Genomic DNA, 15,071 nt, shown 5'->3' on the forward strand with positions numbered 1-15,071 from the left:
CCCGGGCGCCAAACACATCCTGTGGGGGCGGGGGCTTGCCCGCGAAGGCGGAGTGTCAGTCAGCAATGATTTTTTTGACCCGCCGCTTTCGCGAGCAAGCCCGCTCCCACGGGGATTTTGCGGCGGGATCGAAATCCAGCGTGGCACACAGATCCATTGTGGGAGCGGGCTTGCTCGCGAAGGCGGTGGGTCAGCCAAAGTGGTTTTGATTGACCCACCGCAATTGCGGGCAAGCCTCAGCGCAAGACGAAATCAAACGCGGAAGTGGCTGACCATTTGCTGCAACTGACCACCCAGACGCGCCAGTTCAACACTCGACGCGGCCGTCTCATCACTCGCTGCGGCGGTCTGCTCGGACACGTCGCGCACGTTGATGATGCTGCGGCTGATCTCTTCGGCCACGGCGCTTTGCTGTTCGGCGGCGGCGGCGATCTGCTGGTTCATCGACTGGATGTTCGACACCGTGCGGGTGATGTTTTCCAGCGAGGCGCCGGCCTTGCGCGTCAGGGCGACACTGCTGTCGGTCAGCGCGCGGCTGTTGTTCATCACTGCAGAAACCTGCTGGGTGCCGTTCTGCAGACCGGCGACCAGACCTTCGATTTCCTCGGTGGATTTCTGCGTGCGTTGAGCCAAACCGCGCACTTCATCTGCAACCACGGCGAACCCACGCCCGGCTTCACCGGCACGCGCTGCTTCGATCGCGGCGTTGAGCGCGAGCAGGTTGGTCTGTTCGGCGACAGCCTTGATCACGTCCATAACGCTGCCGATCTTGTCGCTTTCCTGTTGCAACACGCTCATCGCTTCGGTCGAACGCACCACTTCGCTGGCCAGACGTTCGATCTGCGCGATGGCTTCGTTTACAACCTTGTCGCCTTCACGGGCTTCGCCGTCCGCCGCAGCGGCGGCTTGCGATGCTTCTTCGGCATTGCGCGCAACTTCCTGCACGGTGGCAGTCATTTCGTGCATGGCAGTGGCGACCTGATCGGTCTCGACTTTCTGACTGTTAACGCCGGCGCTGGTCTGCTCGGTCACCGCCGAGAGTTCTTCGGCGGCACTGGCGATCTGGGTGACGCCGTCACGGATACCGCTGATCAAGTCACGCAGGGTCACGCCCATGCGCGCAATGCCTTGCTGCAACACGCCGAGTTCGTCGCGGCGAGTGACGGTGACATTCTGAGTCAGGTCACCGCTGGCGATGCGCTCGACCACGGCGAGAGTTTCCTGCAGCGGGCGGGTGATCTGACGGGTGATGATCACCGCCGCAATCACGCCAACCAGCAGCGCCAGCAACGTGCTGATCAACTGAAAGGTGCGCGCCTGAGCACTTTCGGCGTCACGGCGATCAAGCTGAATCTGGTACAGCTGCTCGCTCAGGGCGACGATGGTGGTGCCCTGATCGGTCATTTCCTTGCGCGCCTGCACGGCATCGGCATTGGCGTTCTTGTACGCCATCAACGCACTGCGATAGCTGGTCAGCGCGGTTTCCAGTTGACGCAAGGCGTCCTGTTGAGTCGCGGCAAATTGCGCATTCAGTGGCTTGAGGCTGGCGATGGCCGCATCGATCTGGCCGACGGCTTTCTGCTCGGTCTCGGCGTTGCTGGTCGCGGTGTAACCACGCACTTCATAGCGCGCGAGGATGAACGCTTCCTTCGCCGCAGTAACCGCCTGGAACTGCTCGAAACGCTGATCGCTCAACTCCATCTGCTGCACGCGCTGGCTGATCGACTCGATCAGGTTGTACGCGGTCTGGGCGTTGGCGCTCATGGTGTCGCGGGCGCTGTTGCCGGTGCGATAGGCGTTGCGCATTTTGTTCAGCGAGGTCTGGTATTCAGCGATGGTTGCCGCTTGCTGCTTGAGCAGTGCGACGTTCTCAGGACTCTTGAATTTGCTGATCAGCGCCTGCTGCTGTGCGGCGAAACTTTCAAGGGTGGTCTGCACATTCTGTGCGGCGGTTTCGTCGCCGTTGGTCAGCATGTATTGCAGGCGCACCACGCGCAATTTGGTCAGGCCGGCGTTGAGCTGGGTGATGTCGCTCATCCAGTTGCTGCGGTCGATCAGGCCGCCGAGGCTGGTCCAGCCGGTCAGCGCCAGAATGCAGGTCAGGGCCAGCACGAGGCCGAAGCCCAGGCCGAGTTTCATGTTCACGCTGATGTTACCGAACCAGCTATTCATGCAAATCCTCCAGAAACGTTGGGTTTCTTGGTCGTCAGTTAGGCTGGAAGATTGTTGTTCTTTTGAGCCAGCAGGGGTGTTAGCAGGTCTGTATCGGCCGCAAACCCGAGAGCTGAAAGGATTTTGTCAGATGGTTTGGAACGCCTCAGCCCAGACGCCGCGACCAACGCTGATCCGGCGCCTCGAACCCGGGATTGAGCAGCGCCGTCAGCACATGGTCCTGCCAGCGCCCGGCGATATTCAGATACGCCTTCGCATAGCCCTCGCGCTCAAAGCCCAAACGTTCGAGCAAGCGCGCACTGCGCTCATTGCCAGGAAAGTAATTGGCCATGATCCGATGCAGATTCTGCGTATCGAACATATAACCAATCCCCGCTTCCAGCGCCTCCTGCATCAAACCCTGACCCTGATGCGCTTCATCAATGTGATAACCCAGATAACACGCCTGAAACGCCCCGCGAATGATGCCGCTGAAATTGCAGGCCCCGATCATTTGCTGACCATCTGGAGACAGGAGCGCGAAATGCATCGCCAGGCCTGCTTCGAAGGCGCTGGCCTGGATCTCGAGGCGACGGCGGATGTTCGCGGTGGAGAAGTAATCGGTGGTGCGGATGGGCGACCAAGGGGCCAGGTGCCGCTGGTTGCGCTGGTAGAACGCGCTTTCGAGCTTGGCCTGATCGGGGGACAGGATCGCCAGCGTGAGGCGCGGGCAGGGCAGGGATAACAGTGGCATCGAGCGCTCCTTGGCGAGGGATCTGCCGGCAGAGTCGCGTATATGCCGGGGAGGGGCAAGGTGCGCAGAAATCAGGGACGAAAAAAAGCCCGCCAGGAGCGCGGGCGAACCGTAGTTTCTTGAATGAGCGGGGGGATTTTATCGGTTCGCGGGGCGGGGCGCGGTGAAGAAAAATTCACGTCGAAACAGGCGCATCAATTTTTCGCCATGCTTTCTGACGGGCCGTTGCCCAGTTACCGCCACAGGCTTCAATGCCTGCAAAACCAAGCGATGATTGTCAGGACATCTTTGCTCACAAAGTCGCGCATGGCGAAATTTTGATACTACACGTCGAGTTGGCGGGAGCGACGAGGGCCTGACGACGATTATTGTTTTCGCACAAATGCAGGAAACAAAAATCATGTTGCCGTTGATTGAAAGAACAGACTGTCACGTTCATTTTTTTACTTCGCAAGACCTGCTTCGAGTATCTGCTGCACTGCCCTATGCATTACCCGCGCCGCACTCGCTGACGGTTTATCTGGATAACTTGATCGATGCCGGTATTGCTCCGAGGCTGATCAACAACGTTCATCTAAGTATTTTGCCGGACTCGGAAAACGTATTTGCCTCGTTTGACGAACTCAAGAGTCTTCAGGCAGCCAACCCTCAGCGCTACGGCGGCGTGAGGTTAGTGGGGACGATCAAGGCAGACCCCGCTTACGCCACCCGGCAACGACTATCGCACCCACAGGTAATTGGCGCCCGCATCGTTTTGCACGATGCACGGCCGGAAACCGTTTCTCCTCTCCACTTCAGTGATCAACAGTGGCAAGCGTTTTATCAACGCCTGCAACCGCACCAGCATCTGCACATTTACGCGAAAGAAGCCGAGACCAATTTGCGGGTACTGCGCCAGATCCCTCGCAATGTGCGGGTCATCATCGATCACCTCGGCACCTGTCACCGTGAGCGGGGCATCGCCGAGCCTGCCTGGATCGCGCTGCTTGCTGAAGCCTGCGCGCGCGGCAACGTGTGGTTCAAGGGGCCCGGCTATCGAACCAGCAGCCACCCCGAAGAAACCGCTCGTTTCGTGACGCAAATAGTCCGCGCCGTCGGCGCAGACAAGATCCTGCTGGAAGCAACCGATGCGCCTCATGTCGGAACGGACAACGATGGAGCCAATTATTCCGAGCTGTTCGATCCGAACAAGGCGTTCAACTTTGTAGATGCCGTTGCACGGCATGTTTCCCAAGCAAGCGAAATTCCTGTTAGCCAACTTCTGCGAGGAGCGTCTGGCCAGTTGGCAAGTTGACCTACGCCCACACCTCTCACTTCGAGATCACTCACAAATGACGAACATTACAACAAGAGACATCAACTTCAGCGTCAAGTACGGCGATGAAACCCTCAGCCTCAAAGGCATGGTATTTCAGCCAGAACAACGCGACGCTGCCTCGCAAAAACTGCCACCGGTAATTTTCAACTCAGGGTTCACCGGTGGAGTCACGATGTACGGCCAACTGTTTGGTCGCGCCTTGGCGGCCCTTGGTTATCGGGTCATGACGTATGACGTGGCAGGCTTCTTTTCCAACAAGCACATCCGTAACGCCGTCGAATCAGGTGACAAGGTCATCACTAACGTCATTCTCGAAGACCAGAAAGATGAAGTGCTGGGAGCCGTTGCCTGGGCGCGCGAAAATTTCGGTGAGATGCCGGCGGTCGCATCGTGGGCGATCGGCTCGGTGGCCAGCCTTGCAGCGGTGGCTGAACTCGCCGCAGCGGGCGCTGAGCAGATCCGCTTCTGGGTGCCGATGAGCTACACCAACATCCGCAACTTGCAGGCCTTGCGCGCAGACCCGGCGGCGGCCGATGCGGCCATTGTGCAACTCGCCGATGACGCGCCGATCCCGCCGTTCGACACCGGCACCGGTGAGACCCGACTCGGTTACTACCCGCTGGATCCTGAAACCCAGGCGTATGTCGACCTGCAATTGGGCGGTTATACCGAAGCGGGGGGCGCGGACCGTTGGCCGGGCTGCACCTGGGTGACGGCGAAATCCTACAAGTCTTATGTGCAATATGACCCGGAGCAATCCATCGAAGGCGCAACAGGCTTTCCGCCCGCGCTGATCATCCACGGTGCCGACAACACTTTGCACATGCCATCGGAATCTGTGCGTCTGCATCAAAACTATCCGGGCGATGCCGGCCCGCATGCGTTGATCATTCCGAAGATGCAGCATGGTCAGCAGAATCAGGCCGACAACCCGGTGTTCAAAGCGATGATCCAGAGTATCGACGAAGCCATCCGCACGCGTGGCTGATCCGCTCGCCATTCTTCTGCGAGACCTCGGGTATTGAGGCCTCGCAGCGATTGCCCAGCATGGCGGAGTGTGTGCCGGTCTGGCTGAATGCGTGCCCAGCCCCTAACATGGCGGGTCAAAAGCCGTCCGCTTGAACGGCTGGTCCCCCTTGAAAGGATCTGGCGATGACAGCCACCAATGATTCAGCGCCGTCCGGGAATAACGGTCCTACCAAGCGAATCGGGCTGCTCATTCTTCCTCAGTTCTCGATGATGGCCCTGGCGGGTGCCTGCGAGCCGTTGCGTGCCGCCAATCGGTTGTCCGGCAAAACGCTTTATGAGTGGACACTGCTGACTGAGTCAGGCGGACCGGTCAGTTCCAGCAGCGGCATCGAAATCCACACCGTGGCGGTTGATCAGGCGCCGGAACTGGATCGCGTATTTGTCCTGGCCAGCCTGGACACCGAGCGTCAGAAACCACCGAAAATGCTGCGCTTGCTGCAACGTGCCGCATCGCGCGGGGTCACTGTCGGCGCACTGAGCACCGGTACGTTCATCCTCGCCCGCGCCGGATTGCTGGAGGGCAAACGCTGTACGTTGCACTGGGAATCCATCGGTCAGTTTTGCGAAGAATTTCCTACGATCGAGGTCACCCGGGAGCTGTACGTCAACCATGACAACCGCTGGACGTGCGGCGGAGGGACGGCGGCCATCGACCTCATGCTGGCGCAGATCTCACTCGATTTTGGTAACCAGCTTGCGGCGAGTGTCGCCGAACAGTTTCTCCACGCGCGGATCCGTGCGCCGGAAGAGCATCAGCGAATGTCGATCCAGTGGCGGTTCGGCATTCACGATCGCCGGCTGACCGCCGCCATCGCCTTCATGGAGAACAATCTGGAAAGCATCATCGGCATCGAAGAAATCGCCGACCGTTGCAACCTGTCCCATCGCCAACTCGAAAGGCTGTGGCACCAGCACTTCGGCATGACGCCTAAAAAGTTTTATCTGGAGCTGCGGTTGAACGAAGCACGCCGATTGCTGCGTGAGAGCACCCAGCCCATTGCCTCGATTGCCTACAGCTGCGGGTTCGTTTCGGCATCACACCTCGGTGCGGCTTACCGTCGTGTCTGGGGATGTACGCCCGGAGAGGAGCGGCGGAAATTTGATGATGCTCACTCCTGATTTCATTTACAGAATGTATCCGTCCAGACCCTTCGAATCTCTCCAGTCGGCACATCCCCTGGCTGACGCATGACCCGTCTGGCAGGCGGATTACCGTACACGTTTGTCACCCGCGACCCGCCTGTTGCCCTGAACCCAATGCGCTGATCAGCGGTTTGGTTTTCTGCGCAACGTCGATTTTTTGATAGAAAACGTCGAGCCCGCAGCTCAGAGTGCCCGCACTGGCGCGGTAAGGTCTTTTCCAGACACGGCGCTCAATCCAGATGCGCGCCGAATAAAAACAACAATGACGTACAGAAGGCACAACCCTCATGGAAACCTTGCGTTTCATTCTGGAAAACGGCGGGCTGATCAGTCTGCTGCTCGGCCAGCACCTGCTCATTGTGGCGATAGCGGTGGGGCTGGCAATTCTGACCGGTGTGCCCGTGGGAGTCGCCATCTCCCAACACCCCAGAACACGCCGTTGGGTCCTGGCCTTCGCCGCAGTTCTGATGACCATTCCTTCCGCCGCGCTGTTCGGGCTGATGATTCCGGTGCTATCGCAGATCGGCTACGGGATCGGCGTGGTGCCGGCGGTCATTGCGCTGTTTCTTTACGCCCAATTGCCAATCATCCGTAACACCACCACGGCGATCTCCAACATCGATCCAGCCTTGCGCGAAGCCGCGATCGGCATGGGCATGTCGACCGGGCAACGATTGCGCAAGGTTGAGCTACCTGTTGCGGTGCCGCTGATCATGGCCGGCGTGAGGATGGCGACCGTCATCAACATTGGCATCGCTGCCATCGCGGCTTATATCGGCGCCGGCGGCCTGGGCAGCCTGATCATTCGCGGCATCGCCCAATCGGATACTCGACAGCTCCTGGCCGGTGCGATCGTCATCAGTGTTATCGCCATCGCGGCCGATTATGCGCTGTACGGCTTGCAGCGCCTGCTCACGCCGAACGGGTTGAACAAGAACAAACTGGCCACCGGCCGAATGAAGGAAGTGACGACGTGATCCAGATCGAAAACCTGAACAAGCAATTCGGCGCTGTCACGGCGGTAGAAGATGTCTCATTCAATGTGGAAGAGGGACAGATCTGTGTACTGCTCGGGCCATCGGGTTGCGGCAAAACCACGACGCTGAAAATGATCAACCGACTGATCACGCCAACTTCCGGCACCATCAGAATCAATGGCCGCGACACGTCCGAGCTGGACAGCGTCACTCTCAAACGCTCCATCGGCTATGTGATCCAACAAGTTGGCCTGTTCCCGAATATGACCGTTGAGGAAAACATCTGCGTCGTGCCCGATCTGTTGGGTTGGGACAAGAGCAAAAGCCGTAAGCGCGCGGGCGAGTTGCTGGAAGTGGTCGCGCTGGATCCGGCGAAATTTCTCAAGCGCTATCCGTGCGAGCTTTCCGGTGGGCAACAGCAGCGCATAGGCGTAGCGCGGGCGCTGGCAGCGGACCCGCCGGTGATGCTGATGGATGAGCCCTTCGGCGCCATCGACCCGATCAACCGCGAAGTGATCCAGGACGAATTCAGGCGCATCCAGCGCCTCGTCAACAAGACTGTTTTGTTCGTCAGCCACGACATCGACGAAGCGGTGAAGATGGCCGACTGCGTTGCCTTGTTCCACAACGGAAAGATCCAGCAATTCGGCAGCTCGGATGATTTGCTGGCCCGGCCCAACAGCGAGTTCGTGGCGAACTTCATGGGTGGCGACCGAATCATGAAACGCCTGCGCCTGCTGCGCGCGGCGGATGTTCTCAGCAAGATCGCCCCGCGCCAACACATGCAAATCGTCGGCAGCAGCAGCGGCATCGCTGCCCACTCGCACCTGATCGTCAAACCGGGCGATGACCTGCGCCAGGTACTCTCGCAACTGCTCGGTCGCGGCCAGGACTGGGCGCTATGCAACGACTGCGACGGGCGTTTTATCGGCTATGTGCACCAGGCTGACATCCTCGCGCGCCTGGTTGAAAACATCACTCCGGCGGTGCACTGACGATGGCGGACTCACTCAACCGATTCTGGCAGGGGCTGCAGTTTTACTGGGGCGACATCAGCTACCTGACGGTCCAGCATTTACAGATCGTCGCCGTCAGTGGAGTGCTGGCCATCGCCATTGCGCTTCCGTTGGGTGTGTGGATGAGCCGCCCGGCGAACCAGCGTTATGCCATGGCCAGCATGCAAGTCCTGAACGTCGGGCAGGCGATTCCCAAACTCGCACTGTTGGCGTTGGCCATGAGCTTGATCGGTGTTGGCAGCGGGGCGGCCATCATCGGGTTGTTTGTTGCGACCTTGCTCCCCGTCGCGGTCAACACCTGCGAAGGCTTGCGCGCAGTGCCACAGCATCTGGTGGAAGCGGCCGAAGCCATGGGCATGACGCCGAGAGAGACACTGTGGAAGGTCGAAATCCCCAATGCACTGAACGTGATTTTTGCCGGCATCCGCACCGCGCTGGCGATCAACGTCGGCACCGCACCGCTGGCATTTCTGGTCGGTGGCGGCGGACTGGGCGAGTTGATCTTCACCGGGATCGACCTGAACGATTTCGGCATGATGCTGGCCGGCGCCGTAGCGACCGCGCTTCTGGCCATCGCCGTCGACCTCGGCTGCGGAGTGATTCAACACATTGCAGTCTCCCGAGGCTTGCGAATGGCCGGGCGCCAATGAATCTGAACACCCTCCATCTGAATCAATAACATGAGGTGCACGATGATTTATCGAATGCTGGCCAGTCTGATCTTCAGCTTTAGTCTCGTTGCCGGTGTTGTCGGCAACGCCTCTGCCAACAACGCAATTATCGTCGGCGGCAAGAAATTTACCGAACAGCAATTGGTCGCCGAAATGACCGCACAACTATTGCGAGCCAACGGCTACAAGGTCGATAAACGCGCGGATCTGGGTTCATCAGTACTGCGCGCGGCGCAAGAGAACGGTCAGGTAGATGTGTATTGGGAATACACCGGCACGTCCCTGATTACCTACAACAAGATCACTGACAAACTCAGCGCCGAGCAAACCTATAAAAGGATCAGCGAACTCGATGCGCAAAAGGGCATCACCTGGCTGAACCCTTCCAAAGCCAACAACACCTACGCACTGGCCATGCGCAAAGTCGACGCCGAAAAGGGCGGCGTCGTCTCGATCAGCGATCTGGCAAAAAACATCGAAGCGGGCAAATCCTACAAATTCGCATCGAACGCCGAGTTCTTCTCCCGGCCCGATGGTCTGCGCCCTCTTCAGGAGGAGTACGGGTTTGAATTCGAGCGCAAGAATATCGTGCGCATGGATGGCGGGTTGACCTATCAGGCGCTTAGGGATGCTCAGGTTGATTTGGCGTTGGTTCTTTCGACGGATGGGCGCATTCCGGCGTTTGGGTTTGTGGTGTTGAAGGATGATAAGGGGTTCTTTCCTGGCTATGCGTTGACGCCGGTTATTCGGACAGAGGTGCTTGAGGCGAGTCCGAAGGTTGGGGAATTGCTGAATGCGCTTTCTTCCAGGCTGGATGACGAGACGATTGCGGGACTCAACTCACGGGTTGATGTGGGGCGGGAATCGATTGAGGGCGTGTCCAAGGGTTTTTTGCGCGAGAGTGGTTTGCTTTAGTTGCGCTGCGGCCTGGGTTGGGTTTTTTTGGGTGGACGTGTGGTCTAGCATCAGGTTGACGAGGTGTTAGCGATCGACCAGCCGATATCAGTTCGTAACACCTCGCTGAAGCTCGTTCAAAAACTCCCGTTCACTCCTTTAGCTGCTGCTGGAGGAGCTTGCAAACCTGCGTATTGGCTTCTACGAATGCTTCCCAGCTGAACCGCTGCGCATAGTGCATGCGGTACTGCCGGTCGACCCGGCAGATATCCGGCCGGGTCTCGTAGATCAGGCATTGCTTGTCGGCATCACTGTAATGCCGACATGCGCCGTCACCCCGATCCAGGTACTGCGTCTGTTCCGCCAGATGCACATTGCGGCAGCACAGCCCGCATTGCGTGCAGGGAAACGCCGGTAGCGTCATACCAGCGAAGCCAGCCAGTTGCGGGTGCTGGTCGCGTTACCTGCTTCGAAGGGCAGCTCGATGCCTCGGGCCGCCACTGCCTTCTGCAATATCGTGCTGCGCTGAATGTCGTCATTGCACGCCTCAAGTTCCTGGGTGAAGGCCTGCAACTCCTCCACATCCATGTTGAATTCGACCCGGCCCAGCTCCAGGAGATAACGGTCAAGCTCTGCATTGATTGCCTGGAACTCGCGCACCGTGCCGGCGTGCGGCGTCAAGGATTCAATGAAGGCCCAGAGCTTGCGTGCCATTGCGCTGTGCAACAGAAAGTAGTTCAGGCCAAGGGTCATCACGCCCGTCACCAGCGCTCCGGCGAACGCAGCCAGCTCGGTGCCGAAAGGGAAACTGAGGAACGGCACCAACTGGGTGTAAGCCATAGTGCCCACCACCGTGGCAACGCCCACCGACAACAACGATGTCACCGCCTGACACTGCTCGACGAAGCTCAGTTGGTCGGGGTTGAACACCATCAGCTTGATGGCCTTGACCAGTTGTCCCCACAGCTCGCGGATGATCTTGATCGCCATTGCTTGTGTGGTGGCGAGAATGTTGAAAAGCGTAGTGGTCAGGCTCCCGAGCACACCCGCAAACACGCCATCCTTGAACGCTACCAGGAAATCGTTGAAACGCGCCTGCACCCGTTTCCAGATGCCTTTGAGCGACTTGTTGATGCCGTCGACGAAGGTCTCCAGGCTGAACGCATGCTTCAGCTTTTCAAGCAGTGCCGGCAGTTGGTCACGCAACTCGAACCATACTTCTGCCATCACCAGCCCGAGCATCTGCCGCGTTCCCATAGCCAAACCTGCATTCCCCGTTGTGTACGCGGTCTGGTGCAGAAACTTGCTGCTGGTGTAGTAGGCTGCATTGATCTGCTGCTCGTAAGGCGCGCGCGCCTCGGCATCACGCTTGCGCATGCCTTCATGATCCACGGCTTTGAGCTCGCTGATCTTGCTTTCGGTCTTGCGGATTTTTTCTTCCAGCGCGCGGGCTTCATGTTGCTGTTGCGGCGTTTCTCGCGGAGCTTTTGCCAAACGTGCGCGGTCGCCCGCCAGCGATTTTTCATGGTTATGGATCAGGCCCGGCAGCCTATCCAGATACTCATTGATCGGCGTCTGCTTTTTCGACTTGTTGACCGTTTCGTGGGTGGTTTGCAAATTGCTGCTTTGGTTGGCCAGCTCCACGCCGCTGAGCCCTGCCAGCACCCGCCCGGCGTCATCGTGGATTTCCTTGGCGCTGATTACATGATCCAGGTTGCGCTGTTCATGGGCAGCCATCACTGTGTTGCGGTAAGGATCATGCAGTGTTCCGGCTGCCTGGCTGGCCTTGTCTTCGCGTCCAGTTGCGATGTAATTGGCGTGTTGGTGGTAGGGCGTAGAGTCATACTCGCCACGCTGCTCGAACCGCTGCTTTTCTGCATCGGTCGCCCATATACCGTTACGTACGTTGTGAAGCGTGTCGACCTCGCCGCCTTGCTTGTCCTTGAACAGCAAAAAATCCAGGCTGAAGCTGGTCGTGATGCTGGCGATGACGGTTTTTTCGAGCTCTTCGGCCCAGGGGAAGTCTTGTGCTGCGGCGCGCATAGAGGAATCCATGACGAATGTAGGAAGGGAGAAGTCGAAGGCGGGGCTTTTCAGCCCCGCGCGCGAATCACGCAGGTTCTACCTGAGCCGCATTGTTCTGGGTCAGGTTGATCTGCTCCTGCAGCTTGTCGTCATTGAGGATCATTGAACCGTCGGAATCGGTAGCCATGACCGGCACATCGTTTTTGTCTTTGACGACGATGCCATTCACTTCCTTGACCTTGAACAGCGGTGTGGTGATGAGGTCGACAAGGATCGCCGCCAGCATGAAACCATTGTCGACCGAACGCATGATGGCGTCGCCCAGTTTGGCCAGTTCAGCCTGCGCATCCAGCTTGCGAGAGCGAATGTCTTCGAGGCGGTTGTCCATGAATTTGAGGTGTTCGAAGTACTTGTCGAATTGCGCGTACACCGACTTGAGCACGTCGTTGACGTCGAACGCATAATCCTCCGCCTTGCTCAGCTGTTTCTGGGCTTTCTGCAGTTTGGAAACAGCACTGTCCACTTCCCGGCCGGCTTTATGCGCATTCTTCAGTGCTTCATCGCCATGGCTGTCATAAGCCCAACCGGCGATTGCCAATACCGGGCCCGCAACTGCTGCGCCAAGAATTGCCGTACCGCCCGCCATGCCCAGGCCACCGGTGGCGAGTGAGCCACCTCCAATTGCAGCCAGGGTCGCATTGGTAGCCGCCACGCCCGCCAGCGATGTGATGGCCGTGCCGGTGGACGCGGCGCCCAGTGCCATGACCCCGCCATACACAGCGAAACCCGCAGCAGCACCGGCCGCACCGGCACCAGCGGTTGCGCCCAAAACGCCAACGGCGGTGTAACTGTAGCTTTCGATGCTTTGCAGTTTGTGTTTGGGAATGTTTATTTTCAGCTTGTCCTGACGGCCTGTGTTGAGTTTGAGCAGCAGCTTGTCAGCGAGGGTCTTGAACGCGTCGAATTGCTTGCCGATCTGCAGCTCCTGCTTGCCCAGCGCCTCAAGGGCTGCGTTGGTCGCCTTTTCCTGAATATCGAAGGCGGCCTTTTTATCGGCATAGCGCGTCTTGGCAGCGTTGACGATATCGTCTGCTTCCGAGTGCTTCTGGTAACCGTCGTAGCCTTTTTTGGCACCATATGCAGCACTGACGAGCGCAGCAGCGCCGAGGATCAGGGGAAGTGGCATGAGCAATGTCCTTTTTGATGGTTGAAGGTCAGGCGAGTTGCGGTGGCTTAATAGCGTGAGTGTTCTGGTAGAGCGCTTGCATCGAATCCAGCCGCCCACGCATTTCGTCCACCCAAACTTGGGGCGCATGCAGGCGGATGTTTTCATTCAGGGCGAAGATCCACCACAGCGTCTCGCGATCCAGCGGCACGGTGGCGTGCAGGCGGTGCCAGCCCTGCTCGGAAATATCGCTCAGGGCCTGCTGGCTACTCAGCGGAGTTTCATTCAGCAGGGCTGCGATTTGCGGGCGTACGTCAGCAATCAGTTCGACGTGGGCATGGGCTTCTCGATAGCTGAAAACGCCACTGGCGATGTAGGCGTCGACGTCGAAGCTTTCGTGTTCGTGGGCACCGTCTTCAAGCACGGTGATCTCGATGATCCGGTGCAAGGCAAATTGACGCAGGTCGTTGTAACCGTCCACGGATGCCAGCAGGTAGCTCACCGCATGCCTTGAAACTAGCCCGGCGGGGTGCAGGCGAAAACGCTTGAGTTCTCCCTTGCTACGGCTGCGGTACACCACTTCAAGTTGTTTACGCTCAAGCAGGCCAGCCGACACGTGCGCCCACGTGTGCGCGCTGACTTGCGCAGGCAGCAGGGTTTTGCCGTTGGGCAGGGAACGCACCCGCCTGGCCCAATCGGCCAGACCGTTTCCACCCAGCCCATTGAGGAAGTTGCGGGCACGACGAAACTGCGGGCCCAACTGGTCCAGGACGCTTTGCGGCAGGATTGGACTTAAATGGCTTTCGGACAGGAACAGCGCCAGTGCGGTGGGTGCATCCATGTCTTCCAGCTTGAGCGGCGCCTCACGCGTGAAGCTCCAGCGGAAGGGCGTTTCGCTGTCGTCACACTGCAGGGAGAACGGGATAGACAACCGGCTCAAGTCACGCTGAATTGAGCGCAGCGTGACCGAAAATCCTCTGTCACGCAGCTTCTCGAGCAGGGTCGGAGTGGCAATGCGCTGGGGTTCTGTCGGAATCAGGCGTAGCAATGCGAACAACCTGAGCAGCGTATCCTTCGCTTGGGGCATGGTAACTACCTGGTCCTGTGTTTCTACTGAGCGCCAGCGAACCGGCGACATGATGGCGTGAATCCTACTCAATTAAGTGGCGTTGTGCCATCAAATGCTTTGAGCAGCTTCAGTCACCTGCCAGGAATTGTTCCAGCCGAGTTTTGAGCACTTCTTTGGCGGTCGCCATCCGGCGCTGGGGTGAAGGGGTATCGCAGTTTGGGCAGCAATTGAACCAGTCGCGATTCAGCACCAATACGTCACTGGTTGGGAGAAAGGTCTTCTTCCATGAGCAGTACTGGCAGGCCAATGTGTAGGGCGTGGGGGCGATGGGCATGGTTGCACCTGATGATTTCCGAGTGCAGCCAGAATCGCAGCGGGTGGCGACAGCCTATGTCGTGCTGGCCCAAATGTTAGGGAAACCTGGCTGTGTTTTGGAACGCATGACGGCGACCTGGCTGCAACGGGCTAGCAACCGGATGGCAGGGGGTGTTGGATCTGGACGTTCTATGCCGCTTGAGGGCGATCAAGGGTTAATTCAACGATTCGCTGACATAAAAAAAGACGCCCTGAGGCGTCTTCTTTATCGAGTTGGTGGGCCGGGGTAATCTGAACAGGTAGAGTAAGTTGTTGATATTGAAATAAAATGACGGTTTTGTTTTTTGCCTGGAATGCCATTTGGAATGCCAATGACATTTGCTTGGTACCCTGGGGCGTCTTGATAGGGTGCGATTGCTATACCGCCTCTCTGCTACTTATCAGGCTTTAGCTGGTAAGTGAAGCGCTGAGGCTGAGCAGGAAAGTCGCCCTCCGAGATTGTGTCATTTTCATTTCTCGGTGACTTGCAGCGGTATCCCTTCCA

15 protein-coding genes and 1 pseudogene are annotated in these 15,071 nt (G+C 58.3%); 7 read left to right on the plus strand and 9 right to left on the minus strand.

Annotation, left to right across the window (positions count from 1 at the left end; genetic code table 11):
• Positions 1-252 precede the first annotated feature (252 nt).
• From ACIGDJ_RS14245 to rimJ, 3 genes and pseudogenes are all read right to left on the minus strand, one after another.
• Positions 253-1,116: a methyl-accepting chemotaxis protein gene (locus ACIGDJ_RS14245; protein ID WP_370593494.1), complete on the minus strand. Its 864-nt coding sequence runs from the start codon at positions 1,114-1,116 to the stop codon at positions 253-255.
• A 42-nt stretch (positions 1,117-1,158) separates the two neighbouring features.
• Positions 1,159-2,037, minus strand: a pseudogene (locus ACIGDJ_RS14250) (methyl-accepting chemotaxis protein); the annotation flags it as partial.
• 280 nt (positions 2,038-2,317) lie between these two features.
• On the minus strand, positions 2,318-2,905 hold the full coding sequence (gene rimJ, locus ACIGDJ_RS14255) for a ribosomal protein S5-alanine N-acetyltransferase (protein WP_397478802.1): 588 nt from the start codon (positions 2,903-2,905) through the stop codon (positions 2,318-2,320).
• A 400-nt stretch (positions 2,906-3,305) separates the two neighbouring features.
• On the opposite strand from rimJ, the gene ACIGDJ_RS14260 reads away from it, so the two are divergent.
• From ACIGDJ_RS14260 to ACIGDJ_RS14290, 7 genes are all read left to right on the plus strand, one after another.
• Positions 3,306-4,199, plus strand: coding sequence for an amidohydrolase family protein (locus ACIGDJ_RS14260; protein WP_397478803.1), 894 nt, complete (start codon positions 3,306-3,308; stop codon positions 4,197-4,199).
• Positions 4,200-4,236: 37 nt separating this feature from the next.
• Positions 4,237-5,211: an alpha/beta hydrolase gene (locus ACIGDJ_RS14265; RefSeq protein ID WP_397478804.1), complete on the plus strand. Its 975-nt coding sequence runs from the start codon at positions 4,237-4,239 to the stop codon at positions 5,209-5,211.
• Positions 5,212-5,375: 164 nt separating this feature from the next.
• Entirely contained in the window at positions 5,376-6,371 is a 996-nt protein-coding gene (locus tag ACIGDJ_RS14270) for a GlxA family transcriptional regulator (RefSeq protein WP_397478805.1), read from the plus strand.
• Between the two features lie 311 nt (positions 6,372-6,682).
• Positions 6,683-7,372 carry an ABC transporter permease gene (locus tag ACIGDJ_RS14275; RefSeq protein WP_397478806.1) on the plus strand — a complete coding sequence of 230 codons (690 nt, stop codon included), beginning with the start codon at positions 6,683-6,685 and terminating at the stop codon, positions 7,370-7,372.
• Positions 7,369-8,367: an ABC transporter ATP-binding protein gene (locus ACIGDJ_RS14280; RefSeq protein ID WP_397478807.1), complete on the plus strand. Its 999-nt coding sequence runs from the start codon at positions 7,369-7,371 to the stop codon at positions 8,365-8,367. The genes ACIGDJ_RS14275 and ACIGDJ_RS14280 overlap by 4 nt, the downstream gene beginning before the upstream one ends.
• 2 nt (positions 8,368-8,369) lie before the next feature.
• Positions 8,370-9,038 (plus strand): ABC transporter permease, encoded by a 669-nt coding sequence (locus ACIGDJ_RS14285; protein WP_101158123.1) that lies wholly within the window; start codon positions 8,370-8,372, stop codon positions 9,036-9,038.
• Positions 9,039-9,092: 54 nt separating this feature from the next.
• Positions 9,093-9,974 carry a glycine betaine ABC transporter substrate-binding protein gene (locus ACIGDJ_RS14290; RefSeq protein ID WP_397478808.1) on the plus strand — a complete coding sequence of 294 codons (882 nt, stop codon included), beginning with the start codon at positions 9,093-9,095 and terminating at the stop codon, positions 9,972-9,974.
• A gap of 130 nt (positions 9,975-10,104) precedes the next feature.
• Here the strand turns inward: ACIGDJ_RS14290 and ACIGDJ_RS14295 are convergent, their stop codons facing one another.
• The 6 genes from ACIGDJ_RS14295 to ACIGDJ_RS14320 all read right to left on the minus strand — a co-directional run bounded on the left by ACIGDJ_RS14295 (position 10,105) and on the right by ACIGDJ_RS14320 (position 14,905).
• Positions 10,105-10,377, minus strand: a complete 273-nt coding sequence (locus ACIGDJ_RS14295) for a YkgJ family cysteine cluster protein (RefSeq protein WP_397478809.1) — start codon at positions 10,375-10,377, stop codon at positions 10,105-10,107.
• Positions 10,374-11,996 carry a hypothetical protein gene (locus ACIGDJ_RS14300; protein ID WP_397478810.1) on the minus strand — a complete coding sequence of 541 codons (1,623 nt, stop codon included), beginning with the start codon at positions 11,994-11,996 and terminating at the stop codon, positions 10,374-10,376. Before ACIGDJ_RS14300 ends, ACIGDJ_RS14295 begins: the two co-directional genes overlap by 4 nt.
• Positions 11,997-12,063: 67 nt before the next feature.
• Entirely contained in the window at positions 12,064-13,164 is a 1,101-nt protein-coding gene (locus ACIGDJ_RS14305) for a hypothetical protein (RefSeq protein WP_397478811.1), read from the minus strand.
• 28 nt (positions 13,165-13,192) lie between these two features.
• Positions 13,193-14,230 (minus strand): helix-turn-helix transcriptional regulator, encoded by a 1,038-nt coding sequence (locus ACIGDJ_RS14310; protein ID WP_397478812.1) that lies wholly within the window; start codon positions 14,228-14,230, stop codon positions 13,193-13,195.
• Positions 14,231-14,339: 109 nt separating this feature from the next.
• Positions 14,340-14,546: a hypothetical protein gene (locus ACIGDJ_RS14315; RefSeq protein WP_101158111.1), complete on the minus strand. Its 207-nt coding sequence runs from the start codon at positions 14,544-14,546 to the stop codon at positions 14,340-14,342.
• Positions 14,547-14,716: 170 nt separating this feature from the next.
• Positions 14,717-14,905: a hypothetical protein gene (locus tag ACIGDJ_RS14320; protein ID WP_397478813.1), complete on the minus strand. Its 189-nt coding sequence runs from the start codon at positions 14,903-14,905 to the stop codon at positions 14,717-14,719.
• Positions 14,906-15,071 lie beyond the last annotated feature (166 nt).

The organism is Pseudomonas sp. NPDC079367 (assembly GCF_044542195.1).
Taxonomy (GTDB): Bacteria; Pseudomonadota; Gammaproteobacteria; order Pseudomonadales; family Pseudomonadaceae; genus Aquipseudomonas.

Excerpts from the sequence above, each read along its gene's own strand:
- ACIGDJ_RS14245 (WP_370593494.1), bottom strand. The coding sequence starts at position 1,116 with ATGGGCGTGACCCTGCGTGACTTGATCAGCGGTATCCGTGACGGCGTC.
- rimJ (WP_397478802.1), bottom strand. The coding sequence starts at position 2,905 with ATGCCACTGTTATCCCTGCCCTGCCCGCGCCTCACGCTGGCGATCCTG.
- ACIGDJ_RS14260 (WP_397478803.1), top strand. The coding sequence starts at position 3,306 with ATGTTGCCGTTGATTGAAAGAACAGACTGTCACGTTCATTTTTTTACT.
- ACIGDJ_RS14265 (WP_397478804.1), top strand. The coding sequence starts at position 4,237 with ATGACGAACATTACAACAAGAGACATCAACTTCAGCGTCAAGTACGGC.
- ACIGDJ_RS14270 (WP_397478805.1), top strand. The coding sequence starts at position 5,376 with ATGACAGCCACCAATGATTCAGCGCCGTCCGGGAATAACGGTCCTACC.
- ACIGDJ_RS14275 (WP_397478806.1), top strand. The coding sequence starts at position 6,683 with ATGGAAACCTTGCGTTTCATTCTGGAAAACGGCGGGCTGATCAGTCTG.
- ACIGDJ_RS14285 (WP_101158123.1), top strand. The coding sequence starts at position 8,370 with ATGGCGGACTCACTCAACCGATTCTGGCAGGGGCTGCAGTTTTACTGG.
- ACIGDJ_RS14290 (WP_397478808.1), top strand. The coding sequence starts at position 9,093 with ATGCTGGCCAGTCTGATCTTCAGCTTTAGTCTCGTTGCCGGTGTTGTC.
- ACIGDJ_RS14295 (WP_397478809.1), bottom strand. The coding sequence starts at position 10,377 with ATGACGCTACCGGCGTTTCCCTGCACGCAATGCGGGCTGTGCTGCCGC.
- ACIGDJ_RS14300 (WP_397478810.1), bottom strand. The coding sequence starts at position 11,996 with ATGCGCGCCGCAGCACAAGACTTCCCCTGGGCCGAAGAGCTCGAAAAA.
- ACIGDJ_RS14305 (WP_397478811.1), bottom strand. The coding sequence starts at position 13,164 with ATGCCACTTCCCCTGATCCTCGGCGCTGCTGCGCTCGTCAGTGCTGCA.
- ACIGDJ_RS14310 (WP_397478812.1), bottom strand. The coding sequence starts at position 14,230 with ATGCCCCAAGCGAAGGATACGCTGCTCAGGTTGTTCGCATTGCTACGC.
- ACIGDJ_RS14315 (WP_101158111.1), bottom strand. The coding sequence starts at position 14,546 with ATGCCCATCGCCCCCACGCCCTACACATTGGCCTGCCAGTACTGCTCA.
- ACIGDJ_RS14320 (WP_397478813.1), bottom strand. The coding sequence starts at position 14,905 with ATGTCATTGGCATTCCAAATGGCATTCCAGGCAAAAAACAAAACCGTC.